The organism is Tardiphaga robiniae (genome assembly GCF_013359755.1).
Lineage (GTDB): Bacteria > Pseudomonadota > Alphaproteobacteria > Rhizobiales > Xanthobacteraceae > Tardiphaga > Tardiphaga robiniae.
This window is the reverse complement of record NZ_JABMCJ010000088.1, coordinates 78,910-102,576: the sequence shown is the minus strand read 5'-3', so window position 1 is coordinate 102,576 and position 23,667 is coordinate 78,910. Positions and strand designations below refer to the sequence as shown.

Genomic DNA, 23,667 nt, shown 5'->3' with positions numbered 1-23,667 from the left:
TAAAAGGCCTGCCGCTTGAGGGGTTTGCGTGTGACCGAGACGATTCGTGAGATTGCCGACATCATTGCCCGTTACGCCGCCAATGGCAGCGACCATCCGACCGGCCTCGCCAGCCTCTATCTGAAGCGGCAGACCGAGCCGACGCAGCTCGTGCATACCGCGCAGTGGCCGTGTTTCGGCCTCGTGGCGCAGGGCGCCAAGCGGCTGCAACTGGGCACCGAGACCTACACCTATGCCGCCGGCGATTATGTGCTGGTGTCGCTCGATCTGCCGATGTCGTCCTGCATCGTCGAGGCCTCGGAAGCGCAGCCGCATCTCGGCATGGGCTTTGCGATCGATCCGCAACTGTTGAAGGAGGTGCTCGGCCGGTTCGGCAACGGTCATGCCGATGCGCCCGCCCATCCGCAGCTCCCCGAGCGCGGCGTCGTCGTCGCCAAGTCCTCCGCCGATCTGCTCGACGCCACGCTGCGGCTGCTGCGTCTGCTCGACCGGCCGCAGGACATTCCGGTGATGGCGCCGCTCCTGGAACAGGAAGTGCTGTATCGCCTGCTGGTCGGTCCTTACGGCGCGCGTCTGCGGCAGATCGCGCTGGCCGAGAGCCCGAGCAATAAGGTCGCCAAGGCCATTTCCTGGCTGCGCAGCAATTATGCCAGCCCGCTCCGCATCGAGGATCTCGCCGACCGCGTTGGCATGAGCGAGTCCTCGCTGCATCACAATTTCAAGACCGTCACCGCGATGACGCCGATGCAGTATCAGAAGCAACTCCGCCTGCACGAGGCGCGCCGCCTGATGCTGGTGGAGCGTCTTGATGTCGGCAGCGCCGGCTATGCGGTCGGCTATCAGAGCCCGTCGCAATTCTCCCGCGAATATGCCCGGCTCTACGGCCAGCCCCCGATCCGCGATGTCGGCAGTGCGCGCGGCCCGGTGCTCGGAGGCGAGGCCCGCGTCGCGGGGTAGCTCTTTCTTCCCTCTCCCCCAGGCGAAGCGAAGCTTCGCTAGGCGGGAGAGGGTGGCGCGTAGGGAGAGGGGTAGCCGCACGCTCGGAGTTCGCGTAACCCCTCTCCCCGGCCCTCTCCCACCTAGCGAAGATTCGCTTCGCACGGGGGAGAGGGGGCACATCGTCCGTGCAAAACAGGGCGCATGACCGAGGAACATCCATGATCTCTGCGGTGATCTTTGATTTCGGCGGGGTGATCACCTCCTCGCCCTTCGAGGCCTTTGCGCATTACGAGCAGAGCCATGGCCTGCCGAAGGACATCATCCGCCGCACCAATGCGGACAACCATTTCGAGAATGCCTGGGCGAAATTCGAGCGCGCCGAAATCGATCTCCCAACCTTCGACGCGCTGTTCGCCGCCGAGTCCAAAGCGCTCGGCGCCGAAGTGCCGGGCCGCGATGTGGTCAAGCTGCTGAAAGGCGAGATCCGCCCCGACATGGTCGAGGCGCTCCGCCGCATCAAGGCGGCATTCAAGACCGGCTGCATCACCAACAACCTGCCGGCCAATGCGATGGGCTCCACCGACGGCCGCGCGCTCTATGTGGCCGAGGTGATGGTGCTGTTCGATCACGTCATCGAAAGCGCCAAGATCGGCCTGCGCAAGCCCGATCCGCGCATCTACACGATGATGACCGACAAACTCGCGGTCGATCCGAAGACTTGCGTCTATCTCGACGACCTCGGCGTCAACCTCAAGCCCGCGCGCGACCTCGGCATGACCACGATCAAGGTGACATCAGCCGCGCAGGCGATCGCAGAGCTGGAAGCCGCGACGGGATTGAAGCTGAGGTAAGCCGCGAAGCGACGCGCGGACAGTAGTGTCCCCTCTCCCCCAGGCGAAGCGAAGCTTCGCTAGGCGGGAGAGGGTCAGGGAGAGGGGGTGCCACAAGCTCTGTCGCCCGTGGCACCCCTCTCCCGGCGCTTCGCGCCACCCTCTCCCGCAAGGGGAGAGGGGACGATGAACACGCGCAGCCGCGCTTCAATCGCAACCTCGCACTACACACAAAAAACAAAACGGCGCGCTCATCGCGCGCCGCTTGCTCACTTCCCACCCGATCAGATAATCGAACGGTCCACATGGCGCACTTCGCCGGTGCGCGCATCGATGTCGACCTGAATCCACTTGCCGTATTGATCGCGGCCCTCGATCTCCCATTCGTTGTCGTCGAAATGGGTGTTCTGCACCGTCACCACGCCGATCCCCGACGCGATCGCCAGCGCATCCTGCAGCGTCAGCGGGCCCGATGGCACCACCACGGCGGCCCGCGGGGCGGGCTGCCGCATATAGACGTCGGCGGCGAACGCCGGCGCAGCCGAACCGAGCGCGCCCGCCAGTGCCAGCGGAAGCAAGGCCTTCGAAAACACGGCCTTCTTCAAAATCTGTTGCATCGAAATCTCCTCATCTGTCCCACGCGCCGCATGCGGCGCAACCGGGTTAAGAACGGTGCACGCTGCACTGCGTTCCCGGGGGAAATGAGGCGATGTTGTGGGAAGACACGCTCTGGTAGCATGCGTGGCGTTCAGGCGCGTCATGAATCTTTGTCTTGAAATATGGTCATATAAACTATAGTTTATGGAGCCAGGACAGTGCGGATCTTCAAGACGAAGACGCTCGCGAAGTTCACCAGGCAAAACAACATCGGCGATGCCAGTCTGGTCGAAGCAATCGCACGCGCAGCTCGGGGCCTGATCGACGCTGACCTTGGCGGTCAGGTCATCAAGCAGCGTGTCGCGAGGCCGGGTCAGGGCAAACGGAGCGGCTTTCGCATGCTGATCGGCTTCCGTTCCGATCGCGCGGTCTTTCTGTTCGGCTTCGCCAAGAACGAGCGGGAAAATATCGATGCCGATCAGCTCAGGACCTTGCGCGAGATCGTCGCAATCTGGTTGGCCGCCGACGATGCGAAAATCGCTCAAGCGCTCAAGGATGGAATTCTGATCGAGGTGCATGATGACAAAGACAGCTAGGAAAACCCAAATAACAAACAGAGTACCAAAGGGAGCGAAAAAGCGGGCGATGACGGCCGGCAAAAAGGCCGGGACAACACGCGTGACAAAGGGCAACACCCGCCTGACCCTGGAGCTGCTGGAAACGGCGCGTGACATGCACACCAGCGGTCTTCTGACGGATGTTGTCCGCGACAAGATCACGATGCGTCACCTCGGTGGTGCCGCCACTCCTGCAGATCCGGCTGAATTGACGGGCGAGAACATCAAGGCACTTCGTGAGCAGGCCAATCTCAGCCAGGCGGTGTTTGCAAGCTACCTGAAGCTGACAGTCGGCTATGTCTCCAAGCTTGAGCGCGGCACGGAAAGTCCGAAAGGACCGACGCTCGTCCTGCTCGACGTCATCCGCCGCAAGGGCTTTGAGGCGATCCTCTAGGTCTGGCTTCCTTCACCTCTCCCCGCCGGGGAGAGGTCGCGCGCTCGCGCGCGCGGGTGAGGGGCCTTGCGCTTACTCTGCTGCGCTCACCGCTGGCAGCGCGAACGTCTCGATTCGCGTGAGGTCGAGCTTGCCGGATGCCTGATCGATATCGAAGCCCACCACATCGCCGTTGGCGTCGAGATCGACCACCAGCCCTGCGACGATTTCCCCGCTCCCGGCGCCCGGCGCATCCTTCAGCGCGATATAGAGACTGTCAGGATTTTTATTCCGCTGAGATGTCGGGGCCTGGCGGGCCCGTTCGTCATGGATGTATCGGGCGGCGGAAGCTGCCCGCCGGACGACAACCGAAGTAACCGAGCCACAGGAAGAAGCCCATGCCCAGCACGATCCGTTTGCATCGCGTCATTGCCGCCAGGCCGCAGAAGCTCTATCGCGCGTTCCTCGAACCTGACGCGATTGCGAGCTGGCTCCCACCCTACGGATTCACATGCACCGTCCATGAGCTGGATGCGAAGGTCGGTGGCCATCACAGGATGTCATTCCGGAACTTCACCACGGGCGGCAGTCACGCCTTTGGCGGGACCTATCTGGAGCTCGTTCCCGGTGAGCGTCTCGTCTACACCGACCGCTTCGATGATCCCAACCTGCCGGGCGAGATGAAGGTCACGGTGACGTTGAAGGCCGTGTCTGTCGGCACGGAGGTGAACATCGAGCAGCAGGGCGTGCCCGACGTGATCCCGGCCGAGGCCTGCTATCTCGGCTGGCAGGAATCCCTGCGCAAGCTCACGAAACTCGTCGAGCCCGAGATCAACCAGTAGCGCCGTCGCTTCCGGAACGGCTTGGGGAAATTCAATCAACAGCAGGAAGGAGCGCCAGCCATGGCACTCGCCCGTGTCCAACATGTCTCCGTCTCGCTCGACGGTTTTGCCACCGGCGAAGGCCAGAGCCTTGACGCGCCGTTCGGCCACGCCGGCGAGCGGCTGCACCAATGGATGTTCGCGACCCGATGGGGTCGCCAGATGCTCGGCCAGCCCGGCGGCACGGCGGGCATCGACGACGCGTTCCTGCGGTTGTTCGCGCCCGGGATCGGCGCCGAGATCATGGGCGCCAGGAAGTTCGGTCCGCCCACATGGCATGAGGATCCGGACTGGAAAGGCTGGTGGGGTCCCAACCCGCCGTTCCATACGCCGGTCTTCGTCCTCACCCATCATCCGCGCGCATCGATTGAAATGGAGGGCGGCACGGTGTTCCACTTCATCGACGCTTCGCCTGCCGAGGCCCTTGAGACGGCCCGCGAGGCTGCGGCCGGCAAGGACGTGCGCATCGGCGGCGGTCCCACCACGATCCGCGACTTCCTTGCCGCCGGGCTCGTCGATCACATGCACATCGTGGTGGTTCCGATCCTGCTCGGCCGAGGCGTGCGCCTGTGGGATGGCGTGGAGGGTCTTGAGAAGGACTACGAGATCGAGACGACATCCTCTCCGGGCGGGGTCGCACACATGACATTCGCTCGAAAGCACACACCGCGATGAGAAACTGCGCCAGAAACCGATCCCAGAATGCCATGTCGTCGAACTGCCGAAGGCGTTCGGTAACGGCGCGATCCACGACATGAGGAACCGATGGTCCGTTTGGCGTAGGGGAGTGCCGAGACCACCAGATCGATGATGAGCGTTTCGTCGCAGTCTGTGATCGGAATATTCGTTATTCGTAAAGCACCTCAGGTCGCGCCGGGGCAGCCTCGGGAGGCCGGGGCTGGCTGGCGCGATGTGCGGAAACTGCAATGTTGCATTGCGGTATTGAACTGTTGCAATGCAGCAAAAGAAGTCTAGGCTCCCTCGTTCAATCCTACGAGGAGATTAATAGTGAAGATGACCTTATCGATCGCCGTCGCGGCCGTGATCACGATTGCGGGTGGCTGCGCCGGCTTCGCTGCGGAGTTGCCGACCTATGGATCGGCGGGTTTGCCGATATCGGCGGTGCAGGTTCGCGTGCTGGGAGCTGCGAACGTCCAGGAACAGTCGGCGGCGCCAACCTCCACGGCGTCTCTGCATCAGCTGAGAGTTCTGGCACCGCGGACGGAAATGACGACCGCGACGGCACCAACCCGAACCGAAACCGCTCGCTCACTTCGTTGACCGCCACCTCGTACCGATATCGCCGCGTCTTTCATTTTCGAAAGGGCTTCGCGTGCACATCAGGGCGGTGCCGCACCTCTCCCCGCCGGGGAGAGGTCGCCGCGTCTTCGCGGCGGTGAGGGGGCTCATGACAGACGGGCGATCCATCTGCTCAATGTTACCAATCCCGTGATATCTCTATCAGACGAGAGGTTCGCGATGACCTCGACAGCTAAAAAACCCGACTAACAAAGGGCGCGAAAAAGCGTGCGATGACGGCCGGCAAAAAAGCCGGGACAACACGTGCGACAAAGCGCAACACCCGCCTGCCCTGGAGCTGCTGGAAACGGCGCGCGACATGCACGCCGGCGGTGCTCTGACAGACGTTGCCCGCGACAAGATCACGATGCGTCACCTCGGTGGTGCCGCCACTCCTGCAGATCGGGTGAACTGAAGCTGACTGTCGGCTATGTCTCCAGGTTCGAGCGCAGCACGGAAAGCCCGAAAGGACCGACGCTCGTCCTGCTCGATGTCATCCGCCGCAAGGGCTTTGAGGCGATTCTTTAGATTGCGATAAGAGCCGTGAGTTGCCAGCGCCGCATGCGGCGCAACCGGGTTAAGAACGATGCACGTGCGCTGCGTTCCCGGAGGAAATGAGGCTATGTTGTGGGAGTAGGGCAACACTAAAACAGTAAGTTCTGAAGCTTGCAGATTACTCGCGATGTACCCGCAATTCAGACACTTGTTTTACAAACTGCTCGGGCATCTGCTTGAAAAGCGGCATTATGACGGAATGAACTGTTCGCATCACGCGACTTGCCGCCATCCTGTAGCTCATAAGCCACCGAAATTCTTGAGGCTTCAGTACGGCAACAGTATTAAATTTTGTGAGACGTGAGTTGATCGGTGGATGGGTGTCAATATTGCCCGATTGTACAGCTCCAAAAATAATCTCCACCTCTCGTAAAGTCTCCAGCGCCATCAACATAATGATGCCGCCCGCACCGGATGACAAATATGGATTGGGATATTCAGTTGAGTTTCTTTCTACCTCGTAGCAGATGCGAAGAGCAAACTGATCTGCTTGAAACTCTTCTGTGTGAGGATCGTCACCGAGTGATTTTCCATGGGCATAGTGGTGGTGCCCATATTCATGTGCGATCACGAAAATTTCCATGGAGCGCGCAATTTGTTCAAACAGAATTAGCTCATGTGGGCGTGATGGTTTGAACGCAGTAAACACATGCGTACCGGTCAGACTGAATGAAGTATATATACTCATCCAGTACTGAATTAGATCGACCCGCTCGGATAGGTGCATTTTGATCTGTCGATCGTCGAATGCTTTTCCATCCCAGCAGTCAGGCTCAAGTAATAATGTCCGAGTAAATGCGCGGGCAACTAAACCGCAAAACCGAAATAGGAATGCGCTGACGGTAATGATGCTTTCGTCCGTCAATATCACATTGGTCTTAGAGGCGTATGCCCATGCTCTAGGCTCTATACCCCGCGCAACTCTCGCATGAGATTCGAGTTTCAATCTATCCATAGCCGCTTCGACGTCGTCGCAAAGGCGGTCAAAAATTGGTTCGATCGTTGGATTTATGCCGGGGTTTGTCTCAGATACATGAGCCAGTATTGGCCTTTGTTTGCTGATGACTTCTTGAACAAAGCTGTCCGGCCAACCGGCGTCGTTCAGTGCCTTCTGTAATTTTGCTATTTCATCGGAGTCGTTGTGGTCCGGATCAACTAGCGCTGCATTCTCGCTCCTTGCAAGATTTGCATATAGTTGCGACCAGAGGTCCTTAGCTGATCCATTTTTCCTTTTCATAAGCGTTACTAGATTTGACGAAGACTTTTCGAAGTTTTCCAGTTTCGTCGATCAATTATACTTCGCAAATCGACCATTCGATCGTCGTCCCGTGAAAAGCGTGTGTTTATTAACGAAACGGGCGATTGCGAGATACGCTCTAATTCCTCGATGAACTTTATCGTATCTTCGCTGAGTTGCTCAAAGCGTCTTGCTTGTTGATTATCAACGTCGATGTAGTCAGCGAAAGTTAGGATGATATCTGTTGGTGCGTTCAGGACGCACGCCTTACGAAATTGATCCCACTCAAACCAACCCACTCGACGCGGTCGTTTTGTTGTCGATGTGAGCTCTTGCTTCGTTACTGTTTCCGGGTCGAGCCCTGCTTGCTGGGCGACCTCTGTGAATGTTATCTCGTGCTTCAGGCCCCCGGATGTCTCACCTGGTGTATCTGGATTTCCAACCCGGATGGGCTGCGGTCTGACCACCATTAAGATGCGACGGACGCGTGCAGGCGAAATGCCTGCCTCCGCTAAGCAGCCTGCAACATTGGTATCGCGTGATGTGACGTACGGGTGTTCGCCATGATAAATACTTAGTCCGCTTCCTTGTGTTCCCTCAAGCAAAATAGAACTTCCGGCTTGGTACGCTCGCTCAAGGTTTGCGACAATTGCGCCTCTATAAGGCTCTGTAGCACCAACGTATTGTTCTAGCTCGGGAACATCTTTTGCGAGTCGAATAGCACCAGGCTTGCGCCCTAAAATTCTTCTTGCCATTGCGGCGCCGCTACCCCGTCCGGTTGAAGCAATCTTTTGTATAAGTGCAGCCTCGGTTTTAATGTCCTCATCTTCGATGATCATTGCCTGTGGGTCGATGAACAGTCGATCTGGAGTGATGTTGCAGTCTCTTATTTCTTCGAGGAGGTCTGGAACGCGAAGGGTCATTCCTGGTCCGAGCAAAAGAATCGCGTTGGTATCACGGCTGCCAGACGGCAGTTGATGATATGTGTAAATTCCAGATTCGCTTGAAACTGTGTGGCCAGCGTTGGGGCCGCCGACCCGAACAAGGTAGTCGTAATTGCGGGCGAGATAGGCCGCTACATGGCCTTTTCCCTCGCTTCCGTACATTCCGCCTACGATTACGTCCACGCATCGTGTGTCTGATGGAGCGTAGAGTCCTAGCCTCGCCGCCACGCGTACTAGCGTATCTTTCCCGTCAGTTCTTGAAGTATTTATTCTGACGTCAGCGTCTCTCTTGAATTGCGAAATGTCTGTCTCATTCTTGATTAAGTCCGCGCTTGAGTAGTTCTCTGGGGAACCTTGCGGGCGCCTCTGGTTCTTGAGCTCGAATCTTTTCTCAAGCTCTTCCTTTGGGGCGTAAAGGTGAGCGTGAACTACAGCAAGGTCATGTTGGTGCCGAAAGCATTCCAGCTGACTGCTCGTTCGTATGCTATCTACGATTATCGGTTGCCCATTTATTAGTGTGCTGGCTTGAGTAGTGACGGCTTCGAAGAGCCATCTGTGGTTTGTTTCAATGTCGAGAGTATCGCCTAGCTCCTGTAGAGAAGCGCGATCATTTGGCAGGCGGCGTTGATCAGCGATTTCCCTAAGAATGTCGCTAGTCCGGACTCGATGGAATCCGAATTCCTCTTTAAGGCGGCGAGCCAGATCTGATTTTCCTGTGCAGATATGCCCACTAATCAAGACGACTTGACGCATTTCTTTCCCCCGTATTCCAGTTTTTTAGAATTTCAGCGGCCGTCTTCTCGGGAGACGTTTGGCTGAGATCAAAAATGATATCGGCAACTTCAATAAGTTTCTGAGCATGAACTTCATTGGGGTGAAGTCTGGCTATGTCGTAGGGCGTGTTGCCGAAGTACTCGTCACCTAGGGTGATGCGGCTTTCGTAACGTTCTCTGAGAATCGAATCTGACGCAGTGAAATGAATGTGAAGCGTCTCATTGGGGAATGTCTTCTTGAAGTGAGTAACTTGCTGATTCTTTCTGACACTGTCGAAAAGCCACGAATCTTGCTCAGGCCTAGTTTCGATTATCTTTGCCGCCACATCGTCAATAATCCAACGATAGTTGGTCGCGGCGTCTAGTGAGTCGCCTAAGGATTGAAGGTCCGCTCGGCTCGAGCCGAGCCCCTTTGTTCTAGATATCTCTCTGAGGTAGTCCCCTGATCGGATTCTCTCGAACTGATGGTGTTCGACTAGCGCAGTTGCGACGGTGGATTTTCCAGCCGCGATAGGGCCGCTGAGTAGCAACAAGCGCTTCATTTGAGCTTATCAAACTCTAGCCCATTGCCCCGCCAGGACGGATCGTTCAGGGCTTTGGCGATAAAATCGGTGACAGACTGGCTATGCAGTGCGCTTCTTGGATAATGGCTCGGTGGCTGTATTCTCTCAATGGCCCACGGTCTTTTGAGCGAAGCCAGCACATTCTTGGCGGCTATGGCGTCTTCTTCGGAGTAGCAAAGGACTTTTGTGTCAGGAGGTAATAGCAAGTCACCATGGATCAGCACTTCGATCATGGTCTGAGCATTTAGCGGGTGGCTCAGCATCGTTTGCTTTTCGTCAGCGGTCCTCGCAATGGGAATTTCGTGCTTGGCGTAATACTTTCCGTTTCTACTGCTCTCGGCATGGCCGGTCTTTTCGCCTCGACGAAGCTTACGGGTCATGGCGACGTTAAAGCGGCATAGACTGCTATCGACCGCATCGACCGCAGCAACGGGCACGCTGATTGCTACGTGAGGGAAGCCAGCAGCCAACTTGGCTTTTAATATTCGAGGTTCATGATCTAGCGTAAGATGAGCGTAGTCACCGAAACCTCGGACTACGTCCTGTTCGTTCGACATTGATCGGTAGTGGCTTTTCTTGAAGCCTGCGGCGGCAAGCGAGGGCTTGCGCATCAATGAGTTCGAACGACCGATAAATGGAAGGTAATGTAAGGGGGCGTAATGCCGGACGTCCTGTATCCCGTGATCGGAAAGCGTACCCATTAATTAGTTACTCCCTATGCATCCTTGGGTAGCATATAAGAGGTTGTGCTGTCAGGGGTTTTCCATAACGCAAAACGGCCGGATCTTGCGATCCGGCCGTCTTCAAATTTCAGTCCGCTCTAGCTGAGCGGCGGGTCAGCCTCAGGCTGCAACCGCTGCGGTCTCGGCCTTCTTCTTTTCGATGGCGCGCTTGAGCAGCACGGCCTTCTGCGACAGCTCGCTCTCGCGGGCCTTGATCAGATAGGCATCGAAGCCGCCGCGGTGGTCGACCGACTTCACGGCATTGGCCGACACGCGCAGGCGCACGCCGCGGCCGAGCACGTCGGACAGGAAGGTCACGTTGACCAGGTTCGGCAGAAACCGGCGCTTGGTCTTGATGTTCGAGTGGCTCACCTTGTGGCCCACCTGGGGGCCCTTCAGTGTCAGTTCACAGCGCCGAGACATGGCGAAAATCCTCTGTCATCCCCGCAGCTAAAAGGCGAAGAGCCCAAAGCCGGGCAGGGGGTCAAAAATCACGTCCATTTCAGGAGTGGCGGACGTATAGGGGGCTTGGCCGCGATCGTCAAGATATCCGGCCCGCGAAAGTCGCGGCAAAACCGGCAAAAGCCTGCGCTTTCGGGGGCTGTATATCCCGTCCTACGAGCGGAAACCACATGGAATCTGGCGCGGTTCCCATCATATAAACGACGTATTCGGGCCGGAAACAGGTCGCTCCAGCCCAATTGAGCGATGCGGCCCTGGGCCTTTGGCCGGGGATCGCCGACCAGGTGATATCAGCAAGTGAGCCCTCGCACGCCCCGCTTTGTGACCCGACCGGTGACCACCCCGCGGAGCGCCGCGCTTGCAAGAGTGCGATTTGCGGGCTTTGGCGCGCGTTTCGCCGTCGCCGCGGGCCTGATGCTGCCGGTTTTGCCGGTGGACGCCTCGGCGCAGGCACAAGGCCAGATCCAAAGCCAAACTCAAGGCCAGGCCCCGGCCGCCGTGCCGGTTCAGGCCCCTGCGCCGGCGGTGTTGGCCGGCGGCAAGCTCGAGGCCAAATACGAAGCCAGCCTCGCCGGCATCGCGGTGGGCAAGGGCCAGTGGGCCATCGACATCAATGAAGACCAGTATTCCGCGACCGCCAGTGGCGGCACCGCCGGTCTGCTGAAGGCATTTGCCGGCGGCTCGGGCTCCGGCCAGTCCACCGGCCGCGTGGTCGCGGGCGCGCTGGTGCCGTCGAATTATCAGGCCGTCACCACCTCCGCGAAGAAGTCCGAGACGATCAAGATGCTGATCACGCCGGGCTATGTGAAGGAGTTCTCCATCGAGCCGGAGCCGCCGCTCGATCCCGAGAAGATTCCGATCACCGATGCGCATCGCCGCAACGTGATCGATCCGATGACCGGCTCGCTGATGCGCGTCGGCGGCACCGGCGAGTTGCTGACGCCGGATTCGTGCCGCACCGGCGCGTCGATCTTCGACGGCCGCATGCGCTACGATCTCAAGCTCGACTACAAGCGCATGGAAAGCGTGAAGGCCGAGAAGGGCTATCGCGGGCCTGCCATCGTCTGCGCCGTCTATTTCACGCCGATCGCCGGCTATGTGCCCGACCGCGCCGCCATCAAATATCTTGCCGCCCAGCGCAATATCGAAGTGACCCTGGTGCCGATCGCCGGCACCCGCGTGCTGGTGCCGTATCGCATGGTGGTGCCGACCCCGCTTGGCGTCGCCATGCTGGAAGCCACCGAATTCGTCACCACCCCCGCGCCGGCTAAGGCCGTGGCGAAGACGAACTGAGAGAACGAGGCAAGTTCTAAAGGAGGCGGCTCCACACACCGGCCTCATCCTGAGGAGCCGCGCCCTTGCGCGGCGTCTCGAAGGATGGTGACAGGTCTTGGCCCCGCCAGCTCATGGTTCGAGACGCGCGAAGCCGCGCTCCTCACCATGAGGGACCGAGACGGGACGCTGCCGCAATGATGCCGCAAGACAAAGTGCGCCATCGCAGCATCGTCGCAAACGCGCCGCAGGATTTGCGCAGGATCCCGGCTTGACTCAAAGCCGGTTCGGAGTCCGTGCGCTGTTCATAACTTCGGGGATTTGTCGGCCCTTGTTGCGCTGTCACAAACTTGATCTAGTCAGTCTCGGAGAATGTCAGCGCGAGATGTTGGGGTGATGCGGCCAGGGAGGTGCCGAGTCACCGATTCGGGCCGCTTTCGTTCCGGACTCGTTCCAAACCATCAAAAAGCGCGGCTCTGAAGCGTCGTAACCTGTCTCGGTCTTGACAGTCGGCGACGCGGAAATATCTGAAAAACATGGCCTTTTTGTCTTCTCCGCCCACGCTGTCCAACGGCAGGGCCCCCGGCGCCGGCGTCACCGCAGTGCTCGGCCCCACCAATACCGGCAAGACCCACCTCGCCATCGAGCGCATGCTCGCGCATTCGTCGGGCATCATCGGCCTGCCGCTGCGGCTGCTGGCGCGCGAGGTCTATAATAAAATTTTGGACCGCGTCGGCCCCGAAGCCGTGGCGCTGATCACCGGCGAGGAGAAGATCAAGCCCGCCAAGCCGCGCTACTGGGTGTCGACTGTCGAGGCCATGCCGCGGGATCTCGACGTGTCGTTTCTGGCCGTCGATGAAATCCAGATCGCGGCAGATCTCGAACGCGGCCACGTCTTTACGGATCGCATCCTGCATCGCCGCGGCCGCGACGAAACGCTGCTTTTGGGCGCCGCCACCATGCGCCCGATCATCGAGCGTTTGCTGCCCGGCGCCAGCATCGTGACGCGGCCGCGCCTGTCGCATCTGGAATTCGCCGGCGATCGTAAGATCACGCGGCAGCCGCGCAGGACAGCGATTGTCGCGTTTTCCGCGGACGAAGTTTACGCCATCGCCGAACTCATCAAGCGCCAGCACGGCGGCGCTGCAGTGGTGCTGGGCTCGCTGTCGCCGCGCACCCGCAACGCGCAGGTCGCGATGTTCCAGAACGGTGACGTTGACTACCTAGTGGCAACCGACGCGGTCGGAATGGGCCTCAATCTCGACGTCGATCACGTCGCCTTCGCCAGCGATCGCAAATATGACGGCTACCAATTCCGCCGCCTCACGCCGTCGGAATTCGCGCAGATCGCCGGCCGCGCCGGCCGCGCCACGCGCAACGGTACCTTCGGCACCACAGGCCGCTGCGAGCCGTTCGAGCCCGAACTCGTCAATCAGTTGCAGAACCACATCTTCGAGCCGGTGAAGGTGCTGCAATGGCGCAATTCGAAGCTGGATTTCTCATCGATCGCGTCGCTGCAGGTGTCGCTGGCGGAGGTGCCGCGCCATGAGGCGCTGACCCGTGCGCCGATCGCCGAGGACCTGCGCGTGCTCGATCATGCCGTCCGTGACGTCGACGTGCGCGAAATGACGCAGGGCAAGGTCGCCGTCGAGAAACTGTGGGACGCCTGCCAGATTCCAGATTACCGTCGCATCGCGCCCGCTGCACACGCAGAGCTGGTAGTCACTATCTTCAACTTCCTGATGCAGCGTGGGCGCATCCCCGATGCCTGGTTTGGCGCTCAAATCGCGCAAGCGGACCGAACCGATGGCGATATCGACACGTTATCGGGCCGAATCGCGCAAATCCGGACCTGGACATTCGTGGCAAATCGTCCCGATTGGCTCTCAGATCCTGATCATTGGCAGGGAATTTCGCGCGAATTGGAAAATAAACTGTCAGATGCCCTTCATGAGAGGCTCACTGAGCGTTTCGTTGATCGTCGTACCAGTGTATTGATGCGCCGCTTGCGGGAAAACACGATGCTGAATACTGAAATTGGTAAGACGGGCGAAGTGATCGTAGAGGGCCATGTAATTGGCCGTCTCGACGGATTTACATTTTTGCCCGATGCGGCCGAGGCTGGCTCGGATGCGAAGGCCTTGCAGGCCACGGCGCTGAAGGCGCTGGCCGGCGAGATCGACGCGCGCGCCGAGAAACTCGGCAATGCACCGGACGATCAGTTTGTGCTCGCCTCCGACGGCACCATGCGCTGGACCGGCGATGCTGTAGCCCGTCTGGTCGCAGCCGACGATGTGCTGCATCCCCGTCTCCGCATCATCGCCGATGAGCGCCTTTCCGGCGCGCCGCGCGATGCGGTGCAGGCCCGCCTCGATCTCTGGCTGAAGACGCATATCGAGAAGCTGCTCGGACCGCTGTTCGATCTCACCAAGGCCGAAGACATCACCGGTATCGCGCGCGGCATTGCGTTCCAGCTCACTGAAGCGCTGGGCGTGCTGGAGCGGCAGAAGATCGCGACCGAGATGAAGGATCTCGATCAGCCGTCGCGCGCGACCTTGCGCAAATACGGCGTGCGGTTCGGCGCCTATCACATCTATATTCCCGGTCTGCTGAAGCCTGCGGGGCGTTCGCTCGCGGCGCTGCTCTGGGCGCTGAAGCAGGACAATGTCGACATGTCGGCGCTGTCGAGCGCGCAGCATCTCGCAGGGTCGGGCCGTACATCCTTCCCGGTCGACAAGCTGCTCGATCGCGATGCCTATCGCGTGCTCGGCTATCGCCAGTGCGGCGAGCGCGCCGTGCGCGTCGATATTCTCGAACGTCTTGCCGATCTGATCCGTCCAGCTCTCGCTTGGCGCGAAGCGTCACCGGGCGAGAAGCCCGCCGGCGCCTTCGATGGCCGCCACTTCGTGGTGACGCAGGCGATGACCTCGCTCACCGGTTCGGCCGGCGAAGATTTCGCCTCGATCCTGCGTGCCCTCGGCTATCGCATGGAGAAGAAGGCGCCGCTGCCGCCGGCACCGCCGAAGCCGGTCGCTGCGACGACGCCGATCGAGGTCAAGGCAGACGACAACACCGGCGATCAGCCCGACGCCCTGGTGGGACTTGCCGAGGCTGACAAGCCCGGTGAGGACAATGTCATTGCGGTCGAGGCTGCCGCTGAGGCAGCCGAGACGGTTGAGATCGCGACGGCCGAGGCAGCCGCCGATGCAACTGCTGATGCAGCTCCGGTTGAAGAAGCCGCGGCTGTACCGTCGGCATCGCTGTTGCCCGAAGTCGCGCTGGTGCCCAGCGCCGCGCCCGAAGCGGCGCCTGTTGAAGAGACGGCTTCCGTCGAAGCGCAACCAGAGCCCGCTGCGGCCGTTGCCGAAACCGGGACTGCTGCTGAGACCGCACCTGCTGCCGTGGCCGATGCTGCTGCGCCTGCCGAGGGCGACGCCACTGCGGTTCCTGCCGTCGCTGCCGAGCCCGAACTGGTCGAAGTCTGGCGCCCGGGTGGCCGTTCGGAAGAACGCCGTCCGCCGCGCCATGACCGCAACCGCCACCATCGCAATACCAACGCCCCGCAGGGCGCTGCGCAGTCGGCTCCCGCCGAAGGCGCCGTGGCCGATGGCGCGCAGCGCGAGCGGCATGATCGCAACGGTAACGATCGGGGTGGCCAGGGCCGCCGCGATCGCAACAATAACAACGAGTTCCGCCGTCCGCGCAGCGATGCGCCCGCCGCCGCGGTCTCTGCCGAAGGTGCGCCGAATCGCGACAACCGTGGCAATCGCGGGCCCCGCGACAGTAAGCCGGGCGAGGGTGGCCGTCCGCCGCGTGAGCGCGAGCGCTTCCAGGGCAAGGGCAAAGGGCCCTTCAAGGGCGGCGACAAGGGCCGTGAGGGCCGTGGCAACGATCGCGGCGGGGCGACCCGTCCATTCGCCACATCGGCCGCACCGCGCGAACGGGACCGTCCGATCGATCCGAACTCCCCCTTCGCGAAACTCGCCGCGCTCAAGGAACAGCTCAGCGGCCGCAAGGATTGATGCAGGTCATGTAAGGCGGCACCGAGCCGCCATTTGGTGGTGTGCTGATTGGAGCGCCAGCGTCTTGATAAATGGCTGTGGCACGCGCGGGTCGTCAAAGCCCGCACCAGTGCCGTTGCGTTGGTGGAAGGCGGCAAGGTCCGCATCAATGGCGAGCGCGAGAAATCGCCGGGCCATGGTGTGAAGATCGGCGACGTGCTCACGGTGGCGCTGGATCGCACCGTGCGGGTGATGAAGGTCGAGGGCTTCTCGGAACGACGTGGCGATGCCACTGCGGCGCGCGTGCTCTATACCGATTTGCAACACCTTCCGGAGTAACTATCTAGGCTAGATGCCGCGTCCAATGATGGTTTCGTGGCAGGCTTTTTCCTTGGTCGAAATGCCCTGACCCATGCCGGCCGCGTCCCTTGCGGCAGCGGGGTTGGTGCGCTACGCAAACATTGAATATCGATCGTTTCCGGAGTTCTGGATGACTTACGTCGTCACCGACAATTGCATCAAATGTAAATACACCGACTGCGTCGAAGTGTGTCCCGTGGACTGCTTCTACGAGGGTGAAAACATGCTGGTCATCCATCCGGACGAATGCATCGATTGCGGTGTCTGCGAGCCCGAATGCCCGGCGGACGCGATCAAGCCTGATACCGAAGGCAATATCGAGAAGTGGCTGCAGATCAATCTGGAACACGCCAAGACGTGGCCGAACATCACCCAGAAAATCGACGAACTGCCCGAAGCCAAGGAATTCGATGGTCAGGAAGGCAAGTACGAGAAGTATTTCTCGGCGGCGCCTGGCAAGGGCGACTGAGTTCCCCGGTCACAGCGATCAAGCAATTGATTGGGTGACCCCGATACCCCAAGCCACACGAAATTTACCCTAGCCCCGATTATGCCCCGGAAGCGGCCGCCAAGCGGCCGCGACAGGGCATAAATCATTGATTTTTGCGGGAAATGTGCTATAATAGGCACAATTCAAGAAGCTGGACCATGTGGTGCCGCTCGATTTGGCCCTGCCGGGTTCCCGTTTAAACATCAAACAGGGGCGTGGCGGTTTCCACGCGCAGGCTGTGTCACAGAAAACGCGTAAAAAGAGTGTTTCCAAGGCTGCTGTTTCGAAGAAGGCTACTGCTTCGAAGGTTTTGGATCCGAAGGCTTCCAAGAAAACAACTGCGGCGAGCCGCGTTGTGAAGGGTCCTGCTGCGAAGAATTCTGTCACCAAAGGCCGTGCCCGGGCTCCTGTCAAGGACACCCGGACCGCCGCGAAGGCTGCGGCTGAAAAGTCCTCCAAAAATAAAAGAAGTGCAATGCCCAACAAGACTGCCAAACCTGCCCCGAAGGCTGCTGCTTCGAAGACCACTGCCGCTAAGCCTGCTGCGCCGAAGACGGCTGCGAAGGCTCCTGTGGCCAAGGCTCCGGTTGCTGCGCCCGCTGTGAAGGCTGCTGCGCCGAAGGAAGCTGCCAAGGTTGCTGCAAAGCCCGTGGCCGCCAAGCCGGCGCCCGCTGCGGCTCCGCGCGTCGAAGAGCCGAAGAAGCCACTGACCCAGCGTCAGGGCTTCAAGACCAACGAATTCGTTGTCTATCCAGCGCATGGTGTTGGCCAGATCCTCGCCATCGAAGAGCAGGAAATTGCAGGCGCCAGGCTTGAACTCTTCGTGATCAATTTCATGAAGGACAAGATGACCCTGCGCGTTCCGACCGCGAAGGTCGCGAATGTCGGCATGCGCAAGCTGTCCGAGCCGGCGCTGGTCAAGCGCGCGCTGGAGACACTGAAGGGCCGTGCCCGCATCAAGCGCACCATGTGGTCGCGCCGCGCACAGGAATACGAAGCGAAGATCAACTCGGGCGATATCGTTGCCATCGCCGAAGTGGTCCGCGATCTGTTCCGCTCCGACTCGCAGCCCGAGCAGTCCTACAGCGAACGTCAGCTGTATGAAGCAGCTCTCGATCGTCTGTCGCGCGAAATCGCTGTGGTTCAGCACGTCACCGAGACCGAAGCGGTCAAGGAGATCGAAGGCCAGCTCGCCAAGAGCCCGCGCCGTGGCGCCAAGGCCGAGGCAGGCGCCGAAGCCGGTGCTGACGAGGCCGACAGCGATGGTGACGATGATGTCGCCGCCGCGGACGAGGCTGCATAAGCAGCGTCTCGCAAGTTGAATACGAAAAGCCCGGCCGAGAGGCCGGGCTTTTTTGTTGTCCATGAGCAAGTACTTGGGTGGATCTCAATCCACCACGACCTTGACGCGGTCGCGGGCTTTCACGCTGGCATTGTTCTCGAGCCCGTTCAATACGCGGAAGCGCTCCAGTGGACGATCGACGCCGCTCATGCGATGCGACAGTGACTCCACGGTGTCTCCGGGCTGCACGGTGATCACCTTGATGCGCAGCGGACGGGCGGCCTGAATCTCGGCCAGGGTCAGGCGGCGGAACGAGTTAACGGTGTCGCGGGCGTTGCGTTCGCTCTCGGTGCTCTTCTGCTTGGCAGCGAAGATGAAGCGGTAGACGTCGCTGCCGAAGCGCAACGCGTAAACGCGGAATTGCCACTGGTCGCCGCGCGCGATGGCGGACGCTGCCGGGAAGCCGTTGATGGTCAGCTCTTCCGTGGTGGCTTTGTCGACATTCTCCATCCATCCGGAATTGAGGTAGTCGCTCAGCGTCTGTTCGGATGGTACGCGGACCACATCGAAGCGCATGGCCTGATTGCCGCCTTCGCGCACGCCGATCACCGCCTGCGCCGTATTGTCGAGGGTGAACGCCTCTGGCGCCTGGAAGGTGAAGCCGAGCTTGGGATGCAGGAAGCGGCGGCCGCGCACGAAACCCTCGCTCGGGTCCTCGCCATAGACGATGCCGTCGATGGCCGAGAGATAGGTCTCGCGATCGCGCTCGCCGCCGTCGGGCGAGGAATATTGCCGCGCATTGGCTTGCGCATTCTGCACGCGCTCGGGCGTCGCCGGATGGGACGACAGGAAGTCCTGCGCGCGGGGATCGAGCGGCGTGCGGCTGGCCTTCAGCGCCGCGTTACGCTCCATCGCCGCGAGAAAGCGCGACGCCCCATAGGGATCGAACTTTGCACGGGCCGAGATGCCTACGCCGATGCCGTCGGCTTCGAATTCCTGCGCGCGCGAGAAGCTCGCCATCGTCAGTTTGGATTTGGCGAGCGCGAGCGCAGTGAGATCGGGATCGCTGCCCATATCAGTAACGACGCGGGTGACGATCGATGCCTGCCGTGCCTGCTCCTCGCGGATGGACGCGTGCTTGGCGAGCACATGCGCCATCTCGTGCGACAGCACCGACGAAATCTCGGATGTATCGCTGGCCAACGCGATCAGGCCGCGCGTGACATAGAGTTGTCCAGTCGGCAGGGCAAAGGCGTTGACGGCGCCCGAATTGAGGATCGTGACCTTATAGGCTAGGTCCGGTCGTTCGGAGGCTGCGACCAGCCGATCGACGGTCTTGGTGATCAGTGCTTCCAGCCGCGGGTCGTCATAGGCGCCGCCATAGGATGCGAGGATGCGCTCGTGTTCTTTCTCGGCGGCCGGGGTCTGCACCACGGCTGGCTTCGGCGGCTTGGCCGCTACCGTTGGCTTGACCGACGAGGCGGCCTCGAACCGGCTGGCATCGCCGCAGGCCGATAGAGCGAGCGCAGCGCACAGCAGGGCCGGCGCAGCCCAAAGGCAGCGGCTCAAGCTGGTTTGCCGTCCCACACCCGTCACGTCGTCCACTTTCTGCCCAAACAGCCCATTCGCCCAAATCATCTTCGCTCAAGCGATCTTGCTGCCCAAGTGGCCTAATTGTCCCCGACCACTTCGATCTGCTGCACCCCGAGCGCCTCGATCCGCGGCCCGCCGCGCCTCTCGATCCATCCCCGAACGCGAATATGTCGTCTTTCTAGGGACTTAAGCGTAACTCCTGCCGTCTCGAAGGCGGCCATCATGCGCCTTGAAACAGTCACCGCAAAGTCCTCAGTCCAGCGACGTCCGAAATTGACGTAGGTCATCATTCCGGCCTGGCGAACCGACAAAACCCGCCCCTCGACCACCCCGAAACGCCCCACATCGGCCAAGATATCGCCGGGACTTTCCGCGTTTTTTATGACGTTGGTTTGAGCCCAGATTCCGCGCTTCAGCCGGCGGGCCGAGCCTTCTGCAGCGGCGAGTTCCGCCGCGCAGGTTTTATCCGAAATCGCACCGGAGGCGAGGGCAGCGCCCTGCGCCAGAAGCTGCGCCTGCAGCGACGGTGCAGCGGGATCGACGAAGACAAAAGCCGGCTGCCGGCCATAGCGATCCGGCATGTCGCTTTCGCCGTACAAGGTGACATCGCGGCCGGAGACCAATGCGACAAGTTCGCTCGTCGACTTCGATGAGCCGGCTATCGGCTCGATCCCCGCCAGACGGATCACGTTGCCGTCGCTCAAACGCAATGTCCTGACATCGATCACGTCGGCGACACGACCTTCGCCCTGCGCGGCGAACATGCAGGCGGCGGACGCAGACTGCATGGATGTTGAAATGCCGATCACTGCCAGCAACAGCGTTGTAGCATGCGACACGTCACATTTTGCAGATGCGGCACGCATCACGCCACCTTGCGAGCTTCAGTCAACCTCTCGTCGATCATAGCAAGCAATCCATTCCGTTTTGCGGAAAACCTTGATGTCTTTGCAGCTATTCTTGGCAGCACCGCCGCTTGCCGCTGTTGTTTCATTGCGGCATGATCGCGAGAACAACAAACACCGCGCACGAACAATAACGGCGCGTCTGAGGGAGGGACTTTTGAAGAACATCATTTCAGGTCTGCTGGTGTCAGCAATGGCATTCGCGGCCACAAGTGCCATGGCGCAGACCAAGCCACTAAAGCTCGGCGCCATTCTCGATATGTCGGGCCTGTATGCCGATATCACCGGCCCGGGCAGCGAGACCGCTGCGAAGATGGCTGCAGAAGATTTTGGCGGTGAAGTGCTGGGCCGCAAGATCGAGATTATTGCCGCCGACCATCTCAACAAGGCTGATCTGTCCGCCAACATCGCGCGCGATATGCTCGACAATCAGGGCGTCGAGGCGATCATCGACGTTGCGGCATCGGCGACCGCACTGGCCGCGAGCGAAATCGCGCGCGCGCGCAACAAGATCATCATCTTCAACGGCCCGGGCTCAATCCGCCTCAGCAACGAGGCCTGCGGCCCCTATACGGTGCATTACGTGTTCGACACCTATGCGCAGGCGAATGTGACCGGCCTCGCCACCGTGAAGAACGGCCTCGATACCTGGTTCTTCCTGTCGGCGGACTATGCATTCGGTCAGGATCTCGAAAAGGACACCACGGCTGTCGTCACCAAGGCTGGCGGCAAGGTGGTGGGCTCGGTCAAGCATCCGCTGAATACGTCCGACTTCTCGTCTTTCCTGCTGCAGGCGCAGAGCTCCAAGGCCAAGGTCGTCGGCCTCGCCAATGCCGGCGGTGACACCATCACGGCGATCAAGCAGGCGGCTGAATTCGGCCTGACGCGTAGCGGTGGCCAGAAGCTGTCGCCGCTGCTGGCCTTTATCTCCGACATCGACAGTGTCGGTCTCGATACCGCGCAGGGCCTGATCCTGGCGGAAGCGTTCTACTGGGACCTCAATGACGAGACGCGCGCTTTCACCAAGCGCTTTCAGGAGCGCACCAAGCGCGTACCGACCTCGGCCCAGGCCGGTGTCTATTCATCGGTTCTGCATTATCTCAAGGCTGTGAAGGCGGCCGGCAGCACGGACTCGGCACCGGTCATGAAGCTCATGAAGGAGACGCCGATCAATGACATGTTTGCCAAGAATGGCCGGATTCGCGAGGATGGCCGCATGGTGCATGACATGTACCTGTTCGAGGTGAAGAAGCCGTCGGAATCCAAGGGCCGCTGGGACGACTATAAGCTGCTCGCGACCGTTCCCGCAGAGCAGGCATTCCAACCGCTGGAAGCCTCGCGCTGCCCGCTGGTGAAGAAGTAATCGTCAGGGCCTGAAGCTTGCCGGATGATCAAGAACAACAAGGAGCGCAATCATGAGCGACATCGTCCTGCAGGACCTCGATAACGGTCTTCTGACCATCACCATGAATCGTCCGGATCGGCGCAATGCGCTCAATCCGGAGATGACACAGGGCCTGGTCGCAGCGGCCCGCCGCGCGCAGGAAGATCACGACGTCCGCGCCGTACTCATCAAGGGCGCGGGCGGCACCTTTTGCGTCGGCGGTGACGTCAAGTCGATGGCGGCTGGCCGCGCGCCGCTGCCGTTCGAGGCCAAGCGCACCAACTTGCGCCGCGGCATGGAAGTGTCGCGGATCTTGCACCAGATGGCGAAGCCGGTGGTGGCGCAGCTCGACGGCGCTGCCGCAGGTGCTGGCCTCTCCATCGCGCTGTCCTGCGATCTGCGGGTCGCCGCAAGCTCGGTGAAGATCACCACGGCTTTCGCCAAGGTCGGTTTTTCCGGCGATTATGGCGGCACCTATTTCCTGACCAAGATGCTCGGCAGCGCCAAGGCGCGCGAGCTTTACCTGATGTCGCCGGTGCTCTCTGCGCAGGAAGCGCTGGCGCTCGGCGTGGTGACCAAGGTTGTCGATGACGCCGAGGTGGAGAAAGCGGCGCGTGACCTAGCGATGTCGCTCGCGCAAGGTCCGAGTATCACCTATGGCTACATCAAGACCAACATCAACAATGCCGAGACGATGACGCTGGAAGCCTGCTTCGATGGCGAATCGATCCATCACACCCGCTGCAGCGACACCGACGATCACAAGGAGGCCGCGAAGGCCTTCGTCGAGAAGCGCAAGCCGGTCTTCAAGGGGCAATGACCATGAGCCAGATGCGGTTGCGGCAAGTTTGTCTGGTCGCTCCGCATCTGGAGCCGGTGGTGACTGATATCGCTGCCATTCTTGGCCTCAATGTCTGTTACCGCGATCCTCATGTCGGCAAATACGGTCTCGAAAATGCGCTGATGCCGGTCGATGTGACGCTGCTTGAAGTGGTAGCGCCGACGCAGCCGGGCACGGCGGCGGGGCGCTTCCTGGAGAAGTCCGGTGGCCGCGGCGGTTATATGGTGATCCTTTCCTGCGAGGATCCCGATGAGCGCGGTCGCTTCGCCGCCAGCATTGGCGTGCGCACCGCCAACGTGATCAATCATCCTCCCTATCACGGCGTGCAATTGCATCCACGCGATTGCCGGGCCGCCTTCATCGAGTTCAATCACACCAAAGACAGCGACGACGATTTCGGGCCGTATCCGCCGGCCGGTCCGGACTGGCAGGAGGCGATCCGCCACGACATCACGCGCGCGCTGACCGAGGTCGAGCTGCAGAGTCCGGACCATTACGATCTGGCGCAGCACTGGAGCAATATCATCGGCGTGCCGCTGACCTCCGCCCGCAACGACGATCCGCAGATCGCGTTCACGAACGGCTGTTTGCGCTTCGCCAAGGGTAAGAGCGAAGCGATGACCGGGATCACTTTTCGCGTCAACGACGTCGCACAAGTGCTCGGCAGTGCACGGGCGCGCGGCTGTCCTTGCGCCGGGGATGCATTTCTGCTGGCCGGGGTCACGTTTCGCGTCGTTGCGTGATCGG

General features: G+C 60.5%; 23 protein-coding genes and 1 pseudogene. 14 read left to right on the top strand and 10 right to left on the bottom strand.

Features of this window, described 5'->3' with window-relative positions:
* Window positions 1-30 precede the first annotated feature (30 nt).
* Together HP556_RS18800 and HP556_RS18795 are read left to right on the top strand one after the other, a co-directional pair.
* Window positions 31-957: an AraC family transcriptional regulator gene (locus HP556_RS18800; protein WP_338117592.1), complete on the top strand. Its 927-nt coding sequence runs from the start codon at window positions 31-33 to the stop codon at window positions 955-957.
* A 200-nt stretch (window positions 958-1,157) separates the two neighbouring features.
* A complete protein-coding gene (locus tag HP556_RS18795; protein ID WP_175368098.1) occupies window positions 1,158-1,790 on the top strand; it encodes an HAD-IA family hydrolase in 633 nt (210 codons plus the stop codon).
* A 263-nt stretch (window positions 1,791-2,053) separates the two neighbouring features.
* On the opposite strand, the gene HP556_RS30625 is transcribed toward HP556_RS18795, so the two are convergent.
* Window positions 2,054-3,061: a PepSY domain-containing protein gene (locus HP556_RS30625; RefSeq protein WP_439075535.1), complete on the bottom strand. Its 1,008-nt coding sequence runs from the start codon at window positions 3,059-3,061 to the stop codon at window positions 2,054-2,056.
* Between HP556_RS30625 and HP556_RS18780 the strand changes: the two genes are divergently transcribed.
* The gene (locus HP556_RS18780; RefSeq protein ID WP_338117591.1) at window positions 3,045-3,377 is read left to right on the top strand and encodes a helix-turn-helix domain-containing protein; all 333 of its coding nucleotides are present in this window, start codon (window positions 3,045-3,047) and stop codon (window positions 3,375-3,377) included. The genes HP556_RS30625 and HP556_RS18780 overlap by 17 nt on opposite strands.
* A 72-nt stretch (window positions 3,378-3,449) precedes the next feature.
* Here HP556_RS18780 and HP556_RS18775 read toward each other — a convergent pair whose 3' ends face one another.
* Entirely contained in the window at window positions 3,450-3,623 is a 174-nt protein-coding gene (locus tag HP556_RS18775) for a DUF2283 domain-containing protein (protein ID WP_338117594.1), read from the bottom strand.
* A gap of 131 nt (window positions 3,624-3,754) precedes the next feature.
* Here HP556_RS18775 and HP556_RS18770 point away from each other — a divergent pair, with 131 nt between their 5' ends.
* From HP556_RS18770 to HP556_RS18760, 3 genes are all read left to right on the top strand, one after another.
* Window positions 3,755-4,198, top strand: a complete 444-nt coding sequence (locus tag HP556_RS18770; RefSeq protein ID WP_120287396.1) for an SRPBCC family protein — start codon at window positions 3,755-3,757, stop codon at window positions 4,196-4,198.
* Window positions 4,199-4,258: 60 nt separating this feature from the next.
* Window positions 4,259-4,912 (top strand): dihydrofolate reductase family protein, encoded by a 654-nt coding sequence (locus HP556_RS18765; RefSeq protein WP_175368095.1) that lies wholly within the window; start codon window positions 4,259-4,261, stop codon window positions 4,910-4,912.
* A gap of 339 nt (window positions 4,913-5,251) precedes the next feature.
* Entirely contained in the window at window positions 5,252-5,518 is a 267-nt protein-coding gene (locus tag HP556_RS18760) for a hypothetical protein (protein ID WP_210269245.1), read from the top strand.
* Window positions 5,519-6,209: 691 nt separating this feature from the next.
* On the opposite strand, the gene HP556_RS18755 is transcribed toward HP556_RS18760, so the two are convergent.
* The 6 genes and pseudogenes from HP556_RS18755 to rpmB form a co-directional block, all read right to left on the bottom strand.
* Window positions 6,210-7,328, bottom strand: coding sequence for a M48 family metalloprotease (locus tag HP556_RS18755; protein ID WP_175368094.1), 1,119 nt, complete (start codon window positions 7,326-7,328; stop codon window positions 6,210-6,212).
* Window positions 7,329-7,336: 8 nt separating this feature from the next.
* Window positions 7,337-8,455 (bottom strand): adenylosuccinate synthetase, encoded by a 1,119-nt coding sequence (locus HP556_RS18750; RefSeq protein WP_338117590.1) that lies wholly within the window; start codon window positions 8,453-8,455, stop codon window positions 7,337-7,339.
* 171 nt (window positions 8,456-8,626) lie between these two features.
* Window positions 8,627-9,025 (bottom strand): annotated as a pseudogene (locus HP556_RS30595) (P-loop nucleotide/nucleoside kinase family protein); the annotation flags it as partial.
* Window positions 9,003-9,587: a nucleoside monophosphate kinase gene (locus tag HP556_RS18745; RefSeq protein WP_175368092.1), complete on the bottom strand. Its 585-nt coding sequence runs from the start codon at window positions 9,585-9,587 to the stop codon at window positions 9,003-9,005. The gene HP556_RS18745 and the pseudogene HP556_RS30595, both read right to left, overlap by 23 nt.
* Window positions 9,584-10,309, bottom strand: a complete 726-nt coding sequence (locus HP556_RS18740; RefSeq protein ID WP_175368091.1) for a hypothetical protein — start codon at window positions 10,307-10,309, stop codon at window positions 9,584-9,586. Before HP556_RS18740 ends, HP556_RS18745 begins: the two co-directional genes overlap by 4 nt.
* A gap of 141 nt (window positions 10,310-10,450) precedes the next feature.
* The gene (gene rpmB, locus HP556_RS18735; protein ID WP_089267758.1) at window positions 10,451-10,753 is read right to left on the bottom strand and encodes a 50S ribosomal protein L28; all 303 of its coding nucleotides are present in this window, start codon (window positions 10,751-10,753) and stop codon (window positions 10,451-10,453) included.
* Between the two features lie 372 nt (window positions 10,754-11,125).
* On the opposite strand from rpmB, the gene HP556_RS18730 reads away from it, so the two are divergent.
* From HP556_RS18730 to HP556_RS18710, 5 genes are all read left to right on the top strand, one after another.
* On the top strand, window positions 11,126-12,085 hold the full coding sequence (locus HP556_RS18730) for a DUF3108 domain-containing protein (RefSeq protein ID WP_338117589.1): 960 nt from the start codon (window positions 11,126-11,128) through the stop codon (window positions 12,083-12,085).
* Between the two features lie 515 nt (window positions 12,086-12,600).
* On the top strand, window positions 12,601-16,086 hold the full coding sequence (locus HP556_RS18725) for a helicase-related protein (RefSeq protein ID WP_175368090.1): 3,486 nt from the start codon (window positions 12,601-12,603) through the stop codon (window positions 16,084-16,086).
* A gap of 48 nt (window positions 16,087-16,134) precedes the next feature.
* On the top strand, window positions 16,135-16,404 hold the full coding sequence (locus HP556_RS18720) for an RNA-binding S4 domain-containing protein (RefSeq protein WP_093757514.1): 270 nt from the start codon (window positions 16,135-16,137) through the stop codon (window positions 16,402-16,404).
* A 151-nt stretch (window positions 16,405-16,555) separates the two neighbouring features.
* On the top strand, window positions 16,556-16,894 hold the full coding sequence (gene fdxA, locus HP556_RS18715) for a ferredoxin FdxA (protein ID WP_068730400.1): 339 nt from the start codon (window positions 16,556-16,558) through the stop codon (window positions 16,892-16,894).
* A 259-nt stretch (window positions 16,895-17,153) separates the two neighbouring features.
* Window positions 17,154-18,218 carry a CarD family transcriptional regulator gene (locus HP556_RS18710; RefSeq protein WP_414717033.1) on the top strand — a complete coding sequence of 355 codons (1,065 nt, stop codon included), beginning with the start codon at window positions 17,154-17,156 and terminating at the stop codon, window positions 18,216-18,218.
* 84 nt (window positions 18,219-18,302) lie between these two features.
* Here HP556_RS18710 and HP556_RS18705 read toward each other — a convergent pair whose 3' ends face one another.
* Both HP556_RS18705 and HP556_RS18700 read right to left on the bottom strand, forming a co-directional pair.
* Complete coding sequence (locus tag HP556_RS18705; RefSeq protein WP_246297811.1) at window positions 18,303-19,766, bottom strand: M48 family metalloprotease; 1,464 nt, start codon at window positions 19,764-19,766, stop codon at window positions 18,303-18,305.
* 101 nt (window positions 19,767-19,867) lie between these two features.
* On the bottom strand, window positions 19,868-20,599 hold the full coding sequence (locus HP556_RS18700; RefSeq protein ID WP_338117593.1) for a thermonuclease family protein: 732 nt from the start codon (window positions 20,597-20,599) through the stop codon (window positions 19,868-19,870).
* Window positions 20,600-20,852: 253 nt separating this feature from the next.
* Here HP556_RS18700 and HP556_RS18695 point away from each other — a divergent pair, with 253 nt between their 5' ends.
* The 3 genes from HP556_RS18695 to HP556_RS18685 are packed head-to-tail and all read left to right on the top strand — an operon-like array spanning window position 20,853 to window position 23,663.
* Window positions 20,853-22,058 carry an ABC transporter substrate-binding protein gene (locus HP556_RS18695; RefSeq protein WP_115032661.1) on the top strand — a complete coding sequence of 402 codons (1,206 nt, stop codon included), beginning with the start codon at window positions 20,853-20,855 and terminating at the stop codon, window positions 22,056-22,058.
* Between the two features lie 52 nt (window positions 22,059-22,110).
* Complete coding sequence (locus HP556_RS18690; protein WP_175368088.1) at window positions 22,111-22,899, top strand: enoyl-CoA hydratase; 789 nt, start codon at window positions 22,111-22,113, stop codon at window positions 22,897-22,899.
* The gene (locus tag HP556_RS18685; protein ID WP_115032666.1) at window positions 22,896-23,663 is read left to right on the top strand and encodes a VOC family protein; all 768 of its coding nucleotides are present in this window, start codon (window positions 22,896-22,898) and stop codon (window positions 23,661-23,663) included. Before HP556_RS18690 ends, HP556_RS18685 begins: the two co-directional genes overlap by 4 nt.
* Window positions 23,664-23,667 lie beyond the last annotated feature (4 nt).